This is a genomic window from Streptomyces lydicus (genome assembly GCF_001729485.1).
In the GTDB taxonomy this organism is placed as follows: domain Bacteria; phylum Actinomycetota; class Actinomycetes; order Streptomycetales; family Streptomycetaceae; genus Streptomyces; species Streptomyces lydicus_D.
The window spans coordinates 723,053-740,973 of the sequence record NZ_CP017157.1 but is presented as its reverse complement, the minus strand read 5'-3'; the positions used below and the strand labels follow the sequence as shown (position 1 = coordinate 740,973).

The window sequence follows — 17,921 nt, the reverse complement described above, 5'->3', positions numbered from 1 at the left end:
GCCGAGGTGCCGGACGTCATGCGGGCGCGCCGCCGTGACGAGGCGCATCGCACCGCGACCCCGCTGGAGCTCTTCTTCGACCTGTGCTTCGTCGTGGCGGTCGCCCAGGCCGGCCGGCAGCTGGCGCACGCACTGGCCGGGGGCCACTGGGGGCACGGCGTCTCCGGCTATCTGATGCTGTTCTTCGCCGTCTGGTGGGCCTGGATGAACTTCAGCTGGTTCGCCTCGGCGTACGACATCGACGACCCGCCGTACCGGCTGGTGACGCTGGTCCAGATCGTGGGGGTGCTGATCCTGGCGGCGGGGGTGCCGCGCGCCTTCGCCGCCGGCGACTTCACCGTCGTGTGGTGCGGGTTCCTGGTGATGCGGCTGGCGATGGTCACCCAGTGGCTGCGGGCCGCGCGCGGCAGCCGGGGCGCCGAGCGGCGCACCGCGCTGGGCTACGCCCTGGGGGTGACGGTCTGCCAGGTCGGCTGGCTGGGGCTGCTGCTCCTGCCCGAGGGCGACGTGCTGGGGGTGTTCGTGGTGGTGGGGCTGATGGAGCTGGCCGTGCCGGCGCTGGCCGAGCGCTCGCACCGGACTTCCTGGCATCCGCATCACATCGCGGAGCGGTACGGGCTGTTCACCATCATCGTGCTGGGCGAGACGATCGCGGCGGCCACCGTGGCGGTGCAGTCGGCGTTGGACGAGAGCGATGAGCTGGGCACGCTGCTGCCGCTGGCGGGCGGGGGGCTGCTGGTGGTGTTCGCGGCGTACTGGATCTACTTTGCCGTTCCCATCCATCTGCATCTGCGCTCGAACCGGCAGGCGTTCCTGTGGGGCTACGGCCACTACCTGGTGTTCTGCTCGGCGGCCGCGGTCGGGGCGGGCATCGAGGTGGCGGTGGAGCAGGCGTTCGGCAAGGCGCAGCTGTCGGCGTCGGCGGCGGGCGCCTGCGTCACCGTGCCGGCCGCGCTGTTCATGTTCACCGTGTGGCTGATCCATTCCCGCCATCACAAGCGCGGCCTGGCGCAGCACCTGGTGCTGCCGGTGTCGTCGGTGCTGGTGCTGGCGTGCACCTTCGCGGGGGCCTGGGCGGTGCCGGCGGCCGGTCTGGTGGCCGCCGCGACGGTCGGGGCGGGTGTCACCCTTACGGCCCGTCAGGGCACCGCTCTGGAGCAGTAGGGCGGGGCGGGCCGGCGTGCCGTCACCCGTCCCGGGCAGTCCGGACCCGTGCGGGTCGCGGGACACGCCGTCGGATACGGCCGGCCGGGCCCCGTCCGGTCCCCCGTAAGCGTGCCGAACGGCCGTACAGGGTGTCGAACCGCGCTGATCCCGCATCAGATTCGGCCATCTTCCCGCCCCGCCGGGAAAGGGCACGTCACCGGGGCGGCGGCGCCTCCGTAGGGCCCCCGCCGCCGCCGAATGGCCGTCAATTGCCCACCGATGGGCCGCACTTCTTCTCGCTTCGTGCTCCTGTTCCCCACGGTTCACGGAGGCCACCGGAGGCGCGCTGGTGCAGAAGCGGTAGGGTGCAGATTGCCCTTTTTATGACAGGGGGACTCCTACGGGAGGCCCCGGGGGCCGACCGCCGTCCGTACCTGGAGGAGACGCCAGCCATGGCCCGCCACGCCCAGTCCCGCGCACGGACGAGACTGTCCCGGCGCAGCAAGGCCGTGAGTGGTCTCGCCCTCTCCACCCTGGTCGGCACCGCCCTGTGGGCGTGGCCGGCCTCGGGTGACGACCACGACGTCCGGACCGACGCCAAGAGCACCACGTCCGCGACGGCTTCCGGCCCGGACACGCCACGGACTCCCGCCGTCGCGCCCAAATCCGCCCCGAACGCCGCACGCGGCCCGGCCACCGACCGGCCGATTCCCGGCCTCAGCGACGAGGTCCGCAAGCGGATACCTGCCGACAGCCGGCAGGTCCTGGTCGTCACCGGCAAGGACATGGACTCGTTCGAGTCCCGGGTCGTGCTGTACACCCGTGAGGAGGACTCGGACGACTGGGAGCCGGGCCCCACCTGGGCCGCGCACAACGCCGCGCACGGCTGGACCGACGACCACCACTACGGCGACCTGCGCTCCCCCATCGGGGTCTACTCCCTCACGGACGCCGGCGGCCGGCTGCCCGCGCCCGACGGCACCAAGCTCCCCTACGACCACAACGACAGCTTCGTCGCCGACGGCACCGGCGTGGAGGGCGAGCCGCTGGCCGGCGCCTTCGACTACGTCATCGCCATCAACTACAACCGGGAACCGGGCTCCTCCCCGCTGGACCCGCGGCGCCCCTGGGGCGCCGCCAAGGGCGGCGGCGTCTGGCTGCACGTCGACCACGACGGCCCGACCCAGGGCTGTGTGAGCCTCAAGCCCAAGGTGATGCGGCAGCTGCTGCGCACCCTCGATCCCGACCTGCACCCGGTCGTCGTGATGGGGCCGGCCGATTACTGAGCGGGCCGCCGCCGGGCCGCACCCCGCGGGTCCGCGGGACGCCCTGACCGACGTCCCGGGCCTGCGGGTCGGCCATGCTCAGCGGACCGGGCACGGCCGGCTGACCGGCACCACGGTCGTCCTCGCCCCCGAGGGCGGCGCGGTCGCGGCCGTCGACGTCCGCGGGGGCGGCCCCGGCACCCGGGAGACCGACGCGCTGGACCACCGCAACCTCGTCCAGCGGATCGAGGCGGTGGTGCTGACCGGCGGCAGTGCCTTCGGGCTTGACGCGGCGTCCGGTGTCGTCGGCTGGCTGGAGGACGCCGGCCGCGGCTTCCGGGTCGGGCCCGACCCGGCGCAGGTGGTGCCCGTCGTCCCGGCCGCCGCGCTGTTCGACCTGGGCCGCGGCGGCGACTGGCGGGCCCGCCCGGACGCCGCGCTGGGCCGCGCCGCCGTCGAGGCCGCCGCGGCCGGTGCCCCGGGCGCCCCGGTCGGCGAGGGCAACACCGGCGCCGGCACCGGAGCGGTGGCCGGCGGCCTCAAGGGCGGCATCGGCACCGCCAGCGCGGTGCTGCCCTCCGGCGTCACCGTCGCCGCGCTCGCCGCCGTCAATGCCGCGGGCTCGCCGGTCGACCCGGACACCGGCGTCCTGTACGGCCGGACGGTGCGGGGGCCCGGCACCCCGCCGCCCGCGGACGTGCACGCCGCCGCGCAGCGCCGGCTGGCCGCGGCCCGGGAGACGTCCAGGGCCCGCGCGGCCGCCTCCGTCCACCCGCCGCTGAACACCACCCTCGCCGTGGTCGCCACCGACGCCGCGCTCACCCGCGCCCGGACCCACAAGCTCGCCGGTACCGCCCACGACGGGCTGGCCCGCGCGCTGCGCCCGGTCCACCTGCTCTCCGACGGCGACACGGTCTTCGCCCTGTCCACCGGCGCCCGTCCGCTGCTCGCCGAGGAGCCGCCCGCGGACCCCGCCTTCGGTGTGCACGCCGAGGCCGGCGCCCTGAACGAGATCCTGGCGGCCGGCGCGGACGTGCTGGCCCGCGCGGTGGTACGGGCCGTGCTGACCGCGGAGACGGTCGACGGGCCGGGCGGCCTCTTCCCGTCGTACCGGGAGCTGTACGGCGCGGCCGCCGGCTGAGCAGCCGTCACCGGCCGTCCCGTCAGACCCCCACGGCTCCCAGCACCGACCCCGCGGCGTAGGTGACGGCCATCGCCACCACCCCGCCGCCCACGTTCCGCAGCACCGCCCGGCCCACCGGCGCGGCCCCCATCCGGGCGCTGCTCCACCCGCACAGCGCCAGCGCGGCCACCACCGCCAGCACGGTGATCCACAGCCGCTGCCCGGCCGGCGGCAGCACGATCGCCAGCAGCGGGAGCAGCGCGCCGACCGTGAAGGCGAGGAAGCTGGCGCCGGCCGCGTGCCACGGGTTGGTGAGTTCGTCGGGGTCGATGCCCAGCTCGACCTCCGCGTGGGCGCGCAGCGCGTCGTGCTCGGTCAGCTGCTCGGCGACCTCCCGGGCGAGCTGCTCCTCCAGTCCCTTGCCCTGCAACAGCTGCGTCAGCTCGACGAGTTCGGCCTGCGGCTCGGTGGCCAGTTCCCGCTTCTCCTGGGCCAGGGCGGCCTTCTCCGAGTCCCGCTGGGTGGAGACCGACACGTATTCGCCGGCCGCCATCGACAGGGAGCCGGCCAGCAGGCCCGCCAGCCCCGCCGTCAACAGCGCGCCGCGGTTGTCGGTCGCCCCGGCGACGCCGACGACGAGTCCGGCGGTGGAGACGATGCCGTCGTTGGCGCCGAGGACGGCGGCCCGCAGCCAGTTGAGGCGGCTGCCGAGCCCGCCGCCGTGCGCCTCGTCGTGCTCCGGTGTCTGCAAGGTCATCGAAGGAGCGTCTCATCCGGAACCGGCCGGGCACATCCGGCGCGACGGCGGGCCCGGACCGCGCACTCCGCGTACGTCCCGGGGCAGTTGCCGGTCCACCGGGTGGTACCCCCGCTCGACGCCCCCGCACCGGTCGTGATCGGCCGGTGGTAGAAACGGCCGTATGTCCGCACCACCCCCCTCCCGGCCTCCGAAGCCCCCACCGCCCACGCTCGTCCAGCCGGCCCCCCGCCCCCCGCGCACTCCCCCGCCACGGCGCCGACTGTGGTGGCACCGGCTGATATTGGGGCTGTGGTACCGGCCGGTGGAGGTCATGGACGAGGCCCGGGACCGCGGCGCCTGGGGCGCGGCGGTGCTGCTGTCGTTGATCAGCGGCGGCATCGGCGTGGTGTCGATGGACGCGTTCACCGGCCAGTGGGCGGCCGACCGTACGGCGGCGCTGCAGCTCGCCGGGATCGCCGAGGCGTGTGTGCTGGCCGCCAGCCTCGTGCTGGGCGCGGTCACCCATGCGATTGCCCGCACCCTCGGCGGCACCGGCCGCTTCGCGCCGACCGCGAGCCTGTTCATCGTGGTGTTCTGGGTGACCGATCTGCCGCGGATGGCGATAGCCGCCTGGCTGCCGACCGGCGCCACCTTCGTGCAGGCCGCGACCTGGACGACGTGGGGGTTCGGCTACGTCCTCGCGGTGCTGCTCATACGCGGCCAGCACCACCTGCCGACGCGGAAGTCCGTGGCGGCGGTGTCGGTGCAGATGCTGGCCGCGCTGGCCCTGTTGAAGCTGGGTCCGGTCCGCTGATCAGCTGCGGCTGGTGAGCTGCCGGACGAGGCCCTCGAACGCCGCGCGCTCCGCGGCGCTCAGTTCCACGCACTCCGCGGGCGGACCGGCCGGCCCGGTCTGCCGCGGCACCGACCCGAGCAGCTCCGGCGACGACGGTCCGCCCGCCGGGGAGACGCCCGGGGCGGCGGAGGGCAGCCGGCCGGGGCCGCGCAGCCCGTAGCGCTCCCGCATCTCCCGCCGGTCGCGGCGCATCGCCGCCTCGTACCGTCCGCGCCGCAGCAGTCTGGTCATCGCGACGGCCCAAACGACGGCGACCGCGAACAGCACGCCGAAGCCGATCTGCTGCAGAATCGATGCGGAGGGGAGCATGCGGTCCTCCCGGACGGATGAGGCGCTGGGTGAAGCCAGTAGACACCACACCTCGGCAGTGACGACAGGGGATCTTGGGACTTAAGTCCCGAAGTGACACATCTCCTATGACATTTCGCCACATTCCCGGCACCTGATCAAGGCCGGCCGGCCGCCGGGCCGGGAGCCCGACCGGGTCGCCGTCCCGGCAGGGTACGGCCCGCCCCGTTGGACATGCCGGAGCCTTCCCCCGGGCGAAGATCGTCGCCGACCATGACGGCACACCGCCCGCGACGTGAGGAGTACGCACGTGCCGCAGCCGCACGGCCCGCACCCCCGGACGCCCGCCGACGCCCCACCGCCCGCCGCTCCACCCGCCCGCTCCCTGGACGGCATCCTCGTCGCCGACTTCAGCCGCGTCCTGGCCGGACCGCTGGCCGCCGCCACCCTCGCCGACCTAGGCGCCGACGTGATCAAGGTGGAGCGGCCGGGCGCCGGTGACGACACCCGCGCCTGGGGCCCGCCGTTCACGGCCGACGGGACGGCCGCGTACTTCGACGCCGCGAACCGCTCCAAGCGCGGGCTGACCCTGGACCTCGGCGACCCGGACGACGCGGCGGCGGCCCGCGAACTGGCCCGCCGGGCCGACGTACTGATCGAGAACTTCCGGCCGGGCTCGCTCGCCAGGTACGGCCTGGACCACGCCGCCACCCGGGCCGCCAACCCGGGCCTGGTGCACTGCACGATCACCGGTTTCGGCTCCGGGCCGGGCGCCCGGCTGCCCGGCTACGACTTCGTCGTCCAGGCCGTCGGCGGGCTGATGAGCATCACCGGCGAGCCCGGCGGCACCCCGCTCAAGGCGGGCGTGGCGCTGGTGGACGTACTGACCGCGAAGGACGCCGCCACCGGCATCCTGGCCGCCCTGCACCACCGTCAGCGCACCGGCCACGGGCAGCTGGTGGAGGTGAATCTGCTCTCATCCCTGCTGGGCTCGCTGGTGAATCAGGCGTCCGGTCATCTGGCCACCGGCCGCGATCCGGAGCCGATGGGCAACCGCCATCCGAGCATCGCGCCGTACGAGACGCTGGCCTGCCGCGACGGGCAGCTGCTCGCGGTGGCGGTGGGGAACGACCGTCAGTTCCGGGCGCTGGCCGAGGCACTGGGGGCGCCGGAGCTCGCGGAGGATGCCCGGTTCGCCCGCAATCGCGACCGAGTGCAAAACCGTACAGACCTCATCAAAGCACTAGAAAACCGACTGGCCGCCGACACCCCGCAGGGCTGGACGGAGCGGCTGTCCGCGGCGTCGGTCCCCTGCGGGCCGGTCAACACGCTCTCGCAGGCGCTGGAGTTGGCGGCGCGCCTCGGACTCGATCCGGTGACCCCCGTCGGCGAGGGCCGGGTCCCCCAAGTCGCCAGCCCGCTCCGCCTCTCGGGGACGCCGGTGACCCAACCCGTCGCACCACCCCGCCTGGACGAGGACGGCATCCCGCTGCGAACCTGGCTGGCGGGGCCGGACGACTGTCCGCTACCTTCACGATTGTGACCTTCGTCACAACATGGCCATACCCGCAACCAAATCCGCCCGTAGGTGCTGTTTACCAGCACGGAAATCACAACACCCCTGTATGGAGCAGCTCGTGACATCGCCGGACAACACCGCGCCCGCTCGGTCCCGCACCCCGCACCAGCTTCTCCAGCCGGCCGAACAGACGGTGCCGGGCGCGCCGCGGCGCACCCGTCGGATGCGCCGCACGCTGGCTGTGACCGCCCTGTTCGCGGCGGGTGCGCTGGCCCTGACCGCCTGCGGCGGCGACGCCTCGGCGGGCGGGAACGACGACGGCAAGAACGGCCAGGCGGGCGCGGACGCCGCGGCCAAGAAGGACGCGTCGGACGCCAAGATCCAGGTCTCCTCGAAGGACGGCGCCACCGACGCCAGCATCAACGACACCGGGGTGAAGGTCACCGGCGGCAAGTTGACCGATGTGAAGCTGACCGCCGCCGACTCCGGCACCGTGGTCGCGGGCGCCATATCGGCCGACGGCTCGTCCTGGAAGCCCGGCGTCCAGCTGGAGCGCGGCACCAAGTACAAGATCGTGGCGAACGCCAAGGACGCCAAGGGCCGTTCGGCCACCGAGAACGCCACCTTCACCACGGTCTCCTCGGCCAACAGCTTCATCGGCAGCTACACCCCCGACGACGGCAAGACCGTCGGCGTCGGTATGCCGGTGTCCTTCAACTTCGACAAGGTCATCAGCAACAAGAAGGACGTCCAGTCCCACATCAAGGTGACCTCCAGCAGCGGCCAGGAGGTCGTCGGCCACTGGTTCGGCTCCCAGCGCCTGGACTTCCGGCCGGAGGACTACTGGAAGGCCGGCTCCAAGATCACCATGAAGATCGATCTTGACGGTGTGAAGGGCGGCGACGGCATCACCGGCGTGCAGTCCAAGACCGTGTCCTTCACGATCGGGCGCTCGCAGGTCTCCACCGTCGACATGAACACCCAGCAGATGACGGTCAAGCGGGACGGCAAGACCTACAAGACCATCCCGATCTCCGGCGGCAGCCCGCAGCACCCGACCTACAACGGCCAGATGGTGATCTCGGAGAAGTTCGAGCAGACCCGGATGGACGGCTCGACGGTCGGCTTCGGCGGCGAGTACGACATCAAGGACGTCCCGCACGCCATGCGGCTGTCGTCCTCCGGCACCTTCATCCACGGCAACTACTGGGGCAACTCCTCCGTCTTCGGCAACTCCGGCACCAGCCACGGCTGCGTCGGCCTGCGCGACAACAAGGGCGGCGGGGGCGACACCCCGGGCAAGTGGTTCTTCAACGAGTCGCTGGTCGGCGACGTCGTCATCGTGAAGAACTCGCACGACAAGACGGTCCAGCCGGACAACGGCCTCAACGGCTGGAACCTGTCCTGGTCGGACTGGAAGGCGGGCAGCGCGGCCTGACGCGCCCGGCACACACCCCGGCGGTGGCCGGTCCCTCCGGGGACCGGCCACCGCCGTCTTCCGTCCGCCCCGTTGACGGCCCGCGCCGGGGCGCGGGACCGTCAAGGCGGTGGCCGGTTCCGGGGGAGGCGGGGAGCATGGACGAGGGGCTGCGGTGGCGCCGGTCCAGCTACTGCGAAGGGCCCGACCGGGCGTGCCTGGAGGCGGCCTTCGAGCCGGACCGCGCCCGCGTGCACCTGAGGGACTCCCGGCAGTCCGGCGGCACCGCCCGGCTCACCTTCCCCGCCGCGGCCTGGTCGCTCTTCATCGCCGCGACCACGGCCGACTGAGCCGGCCGAACCGGCCGCTCAGCGCCGGGCCAGCAACTCCACCACGCCCGCGAAGCCCTCGCTCCCGTGGCCGTCCGCCACCCGCCGCCGCATCAGCGCGAAGACCGGGGTGAAGAGCTCCGGGCTGACGCCCTGCGCGCGGCTGACGTCGCCGATGCTGTCGTGAGCCACCTGCATGGCGAGCGGCGAGCCGGTGACCGCGTAATCGCCGGCGTCGACCTGCGCCGCCATCGGGGGCAGCGCGTCGGCCATCGCCGTGAGCCACGGCAGCAGCAGCGTCGTGGTGAACTCCGCCACCGAGCCGCCCTCCGACCGCACCAGCGCGGCCGCGTGCGCGAAGCCGCCGAACATGCCGTACATCCCGCTCAGCAGCGCCAGGTCGTGGAGCGCCGCACGGCCCGGCTCCGTCCCCAGAAAGACGCTGCGGGCGAAGGAGTCGAGCAGCTCCCGGTGCGCCTCGAAGGCGTCCGGCGCCCCGCTGTAGAGCACGAACGCCCCCGGGGTCGCGATGATCTCCGGGACGGCCATGATGCCGCCGTCCAGATAGGCGGCCCCGAGCCCGGCCACCCGCTCCGCCATCGCACGGGCCTCCTCGGGCGACCCGTTGGTCACGTTGACCACCGTCCGCCCCTGCCAGGCCGCGCGCCCTCCGCCCTGCTCCACCAGGGTGCCGACGTCGGCGTAGTCGAGGATGCAGACGAGGACCACCTCGCTCGCGGCGACCGCCTCGGCCACCGACGCGGCGCCCCGCGCGCCCCGCTCCAGGAGTTCCGCCGCCCTGCCGGGCGTCCTGTTCCACACCGTCACCCGGTGCCCGGCCGCCAGCAGCGCGCCCGCCAGCGCCCGGCCCATGCTCCCCAGCCCGAGTACCGACACGTCCCGCGTCGTCTTCTCCACCCTCGCCACCGGTCAACTCCCCGTCTCGTCACGCCAGAAAGCGGCCGCCGGGCGTCGTGCCGGCGGCCGCTCCTCAGTCTTGGCGGGGGCCCGGCACCGGACAAGTACGCACTAAAAGGTGCGTACGTACCTTCAGGTGCGTGCCGGTGGCCTGCCGCCGGGGCTCACGGGCGGTAGTGCTCGGCGATCTTCGTGGCCGTGCCGTGCTTCACCGTGACCCGGACCTCGACGGTCCCGAGGCGGGCGGCCTTGCGCAGGTCGGCCAGCGAGCAGGAGGTGGTGCCGTAGCCGGAGCCGTCCGTGTGGACCCGGCCGTCGGGCGCCTCGCAGAGCGCCGCCGCACCGAGCGCCTTGGTGCGGTCGGTGAGGTGGAACGCCTGCTCCGTACCGCCCTCGGGCGCCACCGTGAGCTGGTCCTCGCTGAGCCACCTCAGCGTGCCGGCCCAGGTGCCGTCCACGCCCTTGTTCCCGGCGGAGGCGCCGTCCCGCGCACCGGAGCCGCCGGCCGCCGACGTCTGCCCGGCGCCCGTACGCGTGGCCCCCTTGCCCGGTGCGCCGCCGGAGCCGCCGTCCGCAGCGGTCGGGTCGCCGGCCGCGGCGGAGGACGCGGCCGGTGCCGGGTCGCCGCCGCCCTGGCAGGCGGTCAGCGGGAGCGCGGCGGCGGCCAGCAGCGAGGCGACGGCGAGCCGGCGGGTGCGGCGGAGGGTGGCGGTGGCGAGCGGCATGGAAACGTCCCCCGGGCTGGCGAGTGGTGAAGGGTGTCCTTCGGCATTGACCTCCACGACTCTGGTCGCGCCCGCTAAGGATCCACTAACAGGCGGTTAACAGCCTCTTGGGCAACTTCGCAGGTCAACGGCCCCCACCGGGCCGTTCTTCCGGTGGGGGCCGTAGGGCGCGGGGCCCGGGGACGTGGGCCGGGGTCAGGCGGCGACCGTCACCCCGGAGGCGTCGGAGGCCGGGGTGTCCGCGGGGCGGCCGGCGGAGGCTCCCCGCAGCCCCTTGAGGAGGATGACCAGGCCGGCGCTGACGCAGGTGCCGATGGCGATGGCGAGCAGGTACAGCAACGGCTGGCCGATCAGCGGGACGACGAAGACGCCGCCGTGCGGGGCCCGCAGGGTGCAGCCGAAGGCCATCGACAGGGCGCCGGTTACCGCGCCGCCGACCATCGCCGAGGGGATGACGCGCAGCGGGTCGGCGGCGGCGAAGGGGATCGCGCCCTCGGTGATGAAGGAGGCGCCGAGCACCCAGGCGGCCTTGCCGTTCTCCCGCTCGGCCTTGGTGAAGAGCCGGCCGCGGACGGTGGTGGCCAGCGCCATCGCCAGCGGCGGGACCATGCCGGCCGCCATCACGGCGGCCATGACCTTCAGGCTGCCCTCGTTGGGGTTGGCGAGGCCGCCGACCGCGAAGGCGTAGGCGACCTTGTTCAGCGGGCCGCCGAGGTCGAAGCACATCATCAGGCCCAGGATCGCGCCGAGGATGATCGCGTTGGCGCCGGAGAGGCCGGACAGCCAGTCGGTCAGGCCCTTCTGGAGGGCCGCGATCGGCTTGCCGATCACCAGGAACATCAGGAACCCGACGATCACCGAGGAGATCAGCGGGATCACCACGACCGGCATGATGCCGCGCAGCACCGGCGGGATGGTGACCCGTTGGATCGCCATCACCACCGCGCCGGCGATGAGGCCGGCGATCAGGCCGCCGAGGAAGCCCGCGTTGATGGTGAGCGCGATGGCACCGCCGACGAAGCCGGGGACGAGACCGGGCCGGTCCGCCATGCCGTACGCGATGAAGCCGGCCAGGACGGGGACGAGGAAGCCGAAGGCGACGCCGCCTATCTGGAAGAGCAGGGCCGCCCAGCTGGTGGACTCGGTCCAGACGAAGTGGTCGGCGACGGACGGCGCCTTGTTGATCGTGTAGCCGCCGATGGCGAAGGCGAGCGCGATGAGCAGACCGCCCGCGGCGACGAACGGGACCATGTAACTGACGCCGGTCATCAGCCACTTGCGCAGCCGGGTGGCGTAGCTGTCGGCCGCGCCGGCGCCCTTGTCCATCGGGGCGGTGGGCCGCGCGGGGGCGCTGACCTCGCCGCGGGCGGCCTTCTGGCGCACCTCGGCGATGAGTTCGGCGGGGCGGTTGATGCCCGCCTTGACGCCGACGTCGACGGTCGGCTTGCCGGCGAAGCGCTCCTTGTCCCGCACCTCGACGTCATGCGCGAGGATCACGCCGTCCGCGTCCGCGACGAGCTGCGGGTCGAGCCGCTTGAACCCGGCCGAGCCCTGCGTCTCGACGAACACCTCGACGCCGGCGGCCGTTCCGGCCTTCTCCAGCGACTCAGCGGCCATGTAGGTGTGCGCGATGCCGGTGGGGCAGGAGGTGATGGCGACGATACGGAAGGGAGCGGCGGGCTCCGCGGGCGCGGCCTCGGCGGCGGCCGCCGTGGGCCCGGCGGCGACCGGGGGCGCGGCCTCCGCGGCGGCCGGGGGCACAGCCTCGGCGGCGGCCGTGGGCTCCTCGGCCGGCTTCCCCGCGCCGGCCTCCTCGGCCCCGGCGGCGCCGGCCGCCTCCGTCTCCGCCACCTTCTCCGCCTCTTCCGGTGCGTCCCCGCGGATCAGCGATGCCGCGCGGCCCGGCTCGGTGGCGGACCGCAGCGCGCCGGTGAACTCCCCGTCCATCAGGTGCCGGGCGAGCGTCGAGAGGATCGACAGATGGTCCGCGTCGCCGCCCGCCGGGGCCGCGATCAGGAAGATCAGGTCGGCCGGTCCGTCCGGCGCGCCGAAGTCGATGCCCGAGGCGCTGCGCCCGAAGGCCAGCGTCGGCTCGGTGACGTGCGCACTGCGGCAGTGCGGAATCCCGATCCCGCCGTCCAGCCCGGTCGGCATCTGGGCCTCGCGGGCGGCCACGTCCGCGAGGAAGCCCTCCAGGTCGGTGACCCGGCCGGAGGCGGCCATCCGCTCGGCCAGCGAACGGGCGGCGGCGTCCTTCGTTTCGGCGGACAGGTCGAGGTCGACCAGTTCCGCGGTGATCAGCTCACTCATCGCGGGCTCCCTTGCGCGCGGTGCCGCCGGGGCGGCGGCGGGGACGGAACGGGGGGTGGCAGGGGGCGGAGGGCAGGCCGGGGGACGCGGCGGGTGCCGCGGGGGCCGGCCCGGTGGTGGTGGTCATGGCACGGGCTCGCTCAATTCGCGGTCGTACCGCACCCGGTCCGTGGTCCGCACGGCCGCCGGGGCCAGGTCCGCCGGGGTGGGCATCGCGCTTCCCGGCAGCTGGACGGCGGCCGCGCCGTGCGCCACCGCGGCGGCCAGCGCGGCCTCGCCGGTGCCGCCGGCCGCGAGGAAGCCGGCCAGTGAGGCGTCGCCGGCGCCGACGTTGCTGCGGACGGCGGCGACCGGGGCGCTGCCGAAGTAGGTGCCGGTCCCGTCGACCAGGAGCTGGCCGTCCGCCCCGAGGGACGCCAGGACGGCGCGGGCGCCGCAGGAGCGCAGCTCCTCGGCGGCCTTGACCGCGTCCCCCAGGGTCGCCAGCGGACGGCCGACGGCCTGCGCCAGCTCCTCGGCGTTCGGCTTGACGACGTCCGGGCGTTCGGCCAGCGCGGCGGTCAGCGACGGGCCGGAGGTGTCCAGGGCGATCCGGGCCCCGGCCCGGTGGGCGCGGGCGACCAGCTCGGCGTACCACTCGGGTGTCAGGCCGCGCGGCAGGCTGCCGCAGCAGGCGATCCAGTCGGCGCCCGCCCAGCGCTCGCCGACCTTCCGCAGCAGCGCCTCCGCCTCCTCGCCGGTCAGCTCGGGACCGGTCGCGTTGATCTTGGTGAGGGTGCCGTCGGGTTCGGCGACGGAGATGTTGGAACGCGTCTGCCCGGCCACCGGCACGCCCGCCACCTCGATGCCCTCGGCGCCCAGCAGCCCGGCCAGCGCGGCGCCCGCGGGGCCGCCCAGCGGCAGTACGGCGAGGGTGCGGTGCCCGGCGGCGGCCAGCGCCCGCGAGACGTTGACGCCCTTGCCGCCGGGGTCGATCCGGTCGGCGGTGGCCCGGAGCACGGCGCCGCGGTCCAGCGCCGGGATCTCGTACGTACGGTCCAGGCTCGGGTTCGGGGTGACGGTGAGGATCATGCGCGTACTACTTCCGTGCCCGCGCGCTCGATGGCGAGGGCGTCGTCGGGGCTGAGCCCGGTGTCGGTGATGAGCAGGTCCACGTCCGACAGCTCGCCGAAGCGGGCGAAGTGCTGCTGCCCGAACTTGGCGGAGTCGGCGAGGAGGACCACCCGGCGGGCGGCGCGGATCAGGGCCCGCTTGACGGCGGCCTCCGCGAGGTCGGGGGTGGTCAGGCCGCCGTCGGCGGAGAAGCCGTTGGTGGCCAGGAACAGCACATCGGCGTTGATCTCGCGGTAGGCGCGCAGCGCCCAGTCGTCGACCGCGGCCCGGGTGCGGTGCCGGATCCGCCCGCCCACGAGGTGGAGGGTGAGCCCGGGGTGGTCCGCCAGCCGCGCGGCGACCGGCAGTCCGTGGGTGACGACGGTGAGCTCGGCCTCCAGCGGGATCTCGGCGGCGAGCCGGGCGGCGGTGGTACCGGCGTCCAGGATCACGCTGCCGTGGGTACCGCCGTTGTTGTCGCCGCCCGGCAGCTCGGCGAGCGCGGCCCGCGCGATGCGCTGCTTCTCGTCGGCGGCGACGGCGTCCCGTTCGGCGAGGTCCGGCTCGAAGTCCAGCCGGCCGGCGGGGATGGCGCCACCGTGCACCCGGCGCACCAGGCCGGCCCGGTCCAGCGCCTTCAGGTCGCGCCGTACGGTCTCGGCGGTGACCTGGAACTCCTCCGCGAGGGAGAGCACGTCGACCCGCCCGCCTTCACGGGCGAGCCGCAGAATCTCCTGCTGGCGCTCCGGTGCGTACATCTGTGTCTGTGTCCGTTCCATGCCCGAACCTGTGGTTTCACCATCAGGCTACGACTCGATTTCCGAGAAGTAAACAGATTCGGGCCATCGACAGACGCAAACGGACATGCTCATCCGGAGCCCCGCGGTCTCCGCGCATACCGGAGCCCCGACGCCGCGAAGGGCACCGGGGCTCGTTCTTGCCGGACGGTCGGACAGGGGCCAGCGACGCGCGGTGCCGGGCTCACCCCGCCGCGCGGGGAGGTCGCACGCGACGCACGCGGCCGCCGACGCACAGGGCCGCCGACGCGCAGGCCGACGGGGGCGGCCTACGCCGCCGCGTCGAAGCCCGTGTCGTGCGCCATCCGCTTCAGCTCCAGCAGCGCGTGCTTCTCTATCTGCCGGATCCGCTCGCGGGTCAGGCCGTGCTGCTTGCCGACCTCGGTCAGCGTGCGCTCGCGGCCGTCCTCGATGCCGTAGCGGGCCTTGATGATCGACGCCGTGCGGTGGTCGAGGCGGTCGATGAGGTCCTCCAGCTCCTCGCTGCGCAGCAGCGTGAGCACCGACTGCTCGGGAGAGGCGGCGGAGGTGTCCTCCAGCAGGTCACCGAACTGGGTGTCGCCGTCGTCGTCCACCGACATGTTGAGGCTGACCGGGTCGCGCGCCCAGTCCAGTACGTCGGTGACACGGGCGGGCGTGGAGCCCAGCTCGCCGGCGACCTCCTCGGGCTCCGGGTCGCGGCCGTTCTCGCGGTTGAACTCGCGCTGCACCCGGCGGATCCGGCCCAGCTCCTCGACGAGGTGCACGGGCAGCCGGATCGTGCGCGACTGGTCGGCGATGGAGCGGGTGATGGCCTGGCGGATCCACCACGTCGCGTACGTCGAGAACTTGAAGCCCTTGGCGTAGTCGAACTTCTCCACGGCACGGACCAGGCCGGCGTTGCCCTCCTGGATCAGGTCCAGCAGGGGCAGTCCGGCACGCGGGTAGCGGCGCGCCACGGCGACGACCAGCCGGAGGTTGGAGCGGATGAAGACGTCCTTGGCCTTGGCCCCCTCCTCGGTCAGCGCCTCCAGCTCCGCACGGTCGGCACCGGCGGCATTGCCGTCGGTGACCTCACCGTCGAGGATCTGCTGGGCGTAGACACCGGCCTCGATGGTCTGGGACAGCTCGACCTCCTTGGCGGCGTCGAGCAGGGGCGTACGCGCGATCTCGTCGAGGTACATGCCGACCAGGTCGCGGTCGGCGATCTCCCCGCCTACGGCGCGAACACTGCGGCCCCCGTCGGAAGCGGTGGTGCTCTCCTGACGACGGGCGACGGCACGGGTTGCCATGCGTGTGCTCCCTTTGCGATGTTGGGGTCTCCCCTGCTCAAAGCAAAGCCGAGAGCTTGGGGAAGGTCGCGGGACGATGGGGCGGGCCGGTTGGTGGTGCACCGACTGGGATGCTCGCCGAGTGGCCCGTCCGAAGGAAACAACGGCTGGAATCCGGACAGAATTCCCACACGGCACCGCTATTTTTCTGATCATGCAGTACCCTGCCGCCCAACCAAGGGGGCCGCATGCCGATACAGCCCGGGGAAGTGCAGGTCAGGGCGGGCACCGAGAGGGATCTCCAGGCCCTCACCGATCTTTACAATCACTACATCCGTGAGACGTGCATCACCTTTGACACGGAGTCCTTCACCGCCGAGCGGCGCCGCCCGTGGTTGCTCTCCCACCCCCAAGACGGCCCGCACCGCCTTCTGGTTGCGCAGGAGGCAACGAAACGGGCGAAAATCCCGCACAACGGGTCAGCGACGCCCGTCGGATCGGCTACCCCGGCGCTGCTGGGATACGCCACCAGCAGCGCGTTCCGCCCGAAGGCGGCGTACGCCCCGTCCGTCGAGGTCACCGTGTACTGCGCCCCGCAGGCCGCCGGCCGGGGCATCGGAACGCTGCTCTACGAGGCCCTCTTTGCGGCGCTGGCCGACGAGGACGTGCACCGCGCCTACGCCGGGATCACCCAGCCCAACGAGGCGTCCACCCGGCTGCACACCCGCTTCGGCTTCCGGCACATCGGCACGTTCACGGAGGTGGGCCGCAAGTTCGGGCGCTACTGGGACGTGGCCTGGTACCAGAAGGACCTGCGCTGAGCCCCGGCCCGCACGGGCGGGCCGGGCCCCGGCCCGCGAGGGCGGCCGGCCGTTCCGGTTGACGGGGGCGGCGCCCGGGTGTCCCTTGGACGGAAGGGCAAGCGAGAGGAGCCCGCCATGGACCAGCACACCCACCACCGGGCCGCCCGCTCACACGGCACCGTCGAGACCGAGCACGGCGCGACCCGCGCCCGCCCCGCCGAGCAGCCCTCACGGCTGGCGGCCCTGGCGGACCGCGTCCCGGCGACCGTGTCGCTCCCGGTCATCGCGGCACTCGCCTTCGGCTGCTTCACGATCTTCCGCACCCACAGCGCCGGCATCAAGGGCGGCCAGGCCGTCCTCTACGGGCTGGCCGCGGCCGTGGTCACCGGCGCCCTGGGCCTCGTCCTCGCGCACTTCCAGTCGTCCATGCTCACCGAGACCCGGGCGCTGGCCTACGGCGCGCTCTTCGGCTGCGCGGTGGGCTGGAACTACAGCCTCGGCGGCGAGTCGGTCCTCTCGTCGGTCGGCTTCGGCCTCGGGATGGGCGCGGCCATGTTCGTCACGTCCCTGTACGTCTTCCGCGGCCACCGCGTCCGCGAGCCGCACGGCGAGCACCGCCCGCACAAGGAACACCACGCCCGGCACCTCCCCGTGCCCACCCACTGAGCCGTCCCCCTGGGCGCCGCCGCGCGCCGGGCGCTCACCCGGCGTGCGGCGTCGCGTCGTCCGACGTCCGGCGCACGGTGCGCAGCGGCCGGCCCGGTACCCAGCTCTCGTACACCAGGTGCGGGGCGTCGGTGGAGATCCGCACCGCCTCCGTCAGCTCGGCCCGGAACAGGTGGAACGGCTCCGGCGGCCGGGCCGCCGCCGCGTACCGCGCGATCTCCTCGGGGTCGGTCACCTCGACCGCCCGGCCGGACACCCGTACGTCACCGCCGGACAGGTCGGTGCCCGGGCCCGGGTTGGCGTGCAGCGAGAAGCGGGGGTCGCGCCGCAGGTCGAGCGCCTTGCGCGAGCCCACCATCATGCCCAGCCACAGCTCGCCGTGGCGGAAGTCCGCCTCCAGCCCGCTCAGCCGCGGCGCCCCGTCGGCCCGGAGCGTGGCGAGCACATGGTGCCGGTACGCGGCGAACCGCCGCGCCACCTGCGCGGCGAACTCGGGCACCGTCTCCTCGGCCACCGCCCAGGCAACTCCCGTGGTCGTCTTCGTCATACGGCCACCCTCCCCGCCCTTCCCGACATCTCCTGTCGGGTATTTCCGCGGGGTGGCGGCCCGCCCGGAGTGCGGACCCGGTCGACGTCAACCGGCAGGCGGACGAGGGGAGTTGCCCCCGGGGCGCCGAT

Annotated in this window: 18 protein-coding genes; 9 read left to right on the top strand and 9 right to left on the bottom strand. The window is 73.8% G+C overall.

The genetic code is table 11. The features are described 5' to 3' along the window. The first annotated feature begins 6 nt into the window (after positions 1-6). From SL103_RS03255 to SL103_RS03245, 3 genes are all read left to right on the top strand, one after another. A complete protein-coding gene (locus SL103_RS03255; RefSeq protein WP_432215332.1) occupies positions 7-1,164 on the top strand; it encodes a low temperature requirement protein A in 1,158 nt (385 codons plus the stop codon). A 434-nt stretch (positions 1,165-1,598) separates the two neighbouring features. Beyond that, entirely contained in the window at positions 1,599-2,432 is an 834-nt protein-coding gene (locus tag SL103_RS03250) for a L,D-transpeptidase family protein (protein ID WP_069567223.1), read from the top strand. Then, positions 2,425-3,552, top strand: coding sequence for a P1 family peptidase (locus tag SL103_RS03245; RefSeq protein WP_069567222.1), 1,128 nt, complete (start codon positions 2,425-2,427; stop codon positions 3,550-3,552). Before SL103_RS03250 ends, SL103_RS03245 begins: the two co-directional genes overlap by 8 nt. Before the next feature lie 22 nt (positions 3,553-3,574). Here the strand turns inward: SL103_RS03245 and SL103_RS03240 are convergent, their stop codons facing one another. Further along, positions 3,575-4,291, bottom strand: a complete 717-nt coding sequence (locus SL103_RS03240) for a VIT1/CCC1 transporter family protein (RefSeq protein ID WP_069567221.1) — start codon at positions 4,289-4,291, stop codon at positions 3,575-3,577. 313 nt (positions 4,292-4,604) lie between these two features. Between SL103_RS03240 and SL103_RS03235 the strand changes: the two genes are divergently transcribed. Beyond that, positions 4,605-5,087: a YIP1 family protein gene (locus SL103_RS03235; protein ID WP_069567220.1), complete on the top strand. Its 483-nt coding sequence runs from the start codon at positions 4,605-4,607 to the stop codon at positions 5,085-5,087. Here the strand turns inward: SL103_RS03235 and SL103_RS03230 are convergent, their stop codons facing one another. Then, complete coding sequence (locus SL103_RS03230; RefSeq protein WP_069567219.1) at positions 5,088-5,438, bottom strand: hypothetical protein; 351 nt, start codon at positions 5,436-5,438, stop codon at positions 5,088-5,090. It abuts the gene before it with no gap. Positions 5,439-5,727: 289 nt separating this feature from the next. Between SL103_RS03230 and SL103_RS03225 the strand changes: the two genes are divergently transcribed. The 3 genes from SL103_RS03225 to SL103_RS03215 all read left to right on the top strand — a co-directional run bounded on the left by SL103_RS03225 (position 5,728) and on the right by SL103_RS03215 (position 8,703). Further along, complete coding sequence (locus tag SL103_RS03225; RefSeq protein ID WP_079145536.1) at positions 5,728-6,960, top strand: CaiB/BaiF CoA transferase family protein; 1,233 nt, start codon at positions 5,728-5,730, stop codon at positions 6,958-6,960. An 82-nt stretch (positions 6,961-7,042) separates the two neighbouring features. Beyond that, positions 7,043-8,374: a L,D-transpeptidase gene (locus SL103_RS03220; protein ID WP_079145535.1), complete on the top strand. Its 1,332-nt coding sequence runs from the start codon at positions 7,043-7,045 to the stop codon at positions 8,372-8,374. A gap of 137 nt (positions 8,375-8,511) precedes the next feature. Further along, positions 8,512-8,703, top strand: coding sequence for a DUF397 domain-containing protein (locus tag SL103_RS03215; RefSeq protein ID WP_069567218.1), 192 nt, complete (start codon positions 8,512-8,514; stop codon positions 8,701-8,703). 18 nt (positions 8,704-8,721) lie between these two features. On the opposite strand, the gene SL103_RS03210 is transcribed toward SL103_RS03215, so the two are convergent. The 6 genes from SL103_RS03210 to SL103_RS03185 form a co-directional block, all read right to left on the bottom strand. Then, positions 8,722-9,600: an NAD(P)-dependent oxidoreductase gene (locus tag SL103_RS03210; protein ID WP_279631131.1), complete on the bottom strand. Its 879-nt coding sequence runs from the start codon at positions 9,598-9,600 to the stop codon at positions 8,722-8,724. Positions 9,601-9,764: 164 nt separating this feature from the next. Next, entirely contained in the window at positions 9,765-10,325 is a 561-nt protein-coding gene (locus SL103_RS03205; RefSeq protein WP_069567217.1) for a hypothetical protein, read from the bottom strand. A gap of 195 nt (positions 10,326-10,520) precedes the next feature. Next, positions 10,521-12,635 carry a PTS fructose transporter subunit IIABC gene (locus SL103_RS03200; protein ID WP_069567216.1) on the bottom strand — a complete coding sequence of 705 codons (2,115 nt, stop codon included), beginning with the start codon at positions 12,633-12,635 and terminating at the stop codon, positions 10,521-10,523. Between the two features lie 123 nt (positions 12,636-12,758). Next, complete coding sequence (pfkB, locus tag SL103_RS03195; RefSeq protein WP_069567215.1) at positions 12,759-13,706, bottom strand: 1-phosphofructokinase; 948 nt, start codon at positions 13,704-13,706, stop codon at positions 12,759-12,761. Continuing rightward, positions 13,703-14,485, bottom strand: a complete 783-nt coding sequence (locus SL103_RS03190; protein WP_069567214.1) for a DeoR/GlpR family DNA-binding transcription regulator — start codon at positions 14,483-14,485, stop codon at positions 13,703-13,705. The genes pfkB and SL103_RS03190 overlap by 4 nt, the downstream gene beginning before the upstream one ends. 308 nt (positions 14,486-14,793) lie before the next feature. Beyond that, complete coding sequence (locus SL103_RS03185) at positions 14,794-15,795, bottom strand: sigma-70 family RNA polymerase sigma factor (RefSeq protein WP_069567213.1); 1,002 nt, start codon at positions 15,793-15,795, stop codon at positions 14,794-14,796. A 227-nt stretch (positions 15,796-16,022) separates the two neighbouring features. Here SL103_RS03185 and SL103_RS03180 point away from each other — a divergent pair, with 227 nt between their 5' ends. Continuing rightward, positions 16,023-16,595, top strand: coding sequence for a GNAT family N-acetyltransferase (locus SL103_RS03180; RefSeq protein WP_069567212.1), 573 nt, complete (start codon positions 16,023-16,025; stop codon positions 16,593-16,595). Positions 16,596-16,712: 117 nt separating this feature from the next. Beyond that, a complete protein-coding gene (locus tag SL103_RS03175; protein ID WP_069567211.1) occupies positions 16,713-17,243 on the top strand; it encodes a hypothetical protein in 531 nt (176 codons plus the stop codon). A 34-nt stretch (positions 17,244-17,277) separates the two neighbouring features. Here SL103_RS03175 and SL103_RS03170 read toward each other — a convergent pair whose 3' ends face one another. Beyond that, the gene (locus SL103_RS03170; RefSeq protein WP_069567210.1) at positions 17,278-17,790 is read right to left on the bottom strand and encodes a pyridoxamine 5'-phosphate oxidase family protein; all 513 of its coding nucleotides are present in this window, start codon (positions 17,788-17,790) and stop codon (positions 17,278-17,280) included. Positions 17,791-17,921 lie beyond the last annotated feature (131 nt).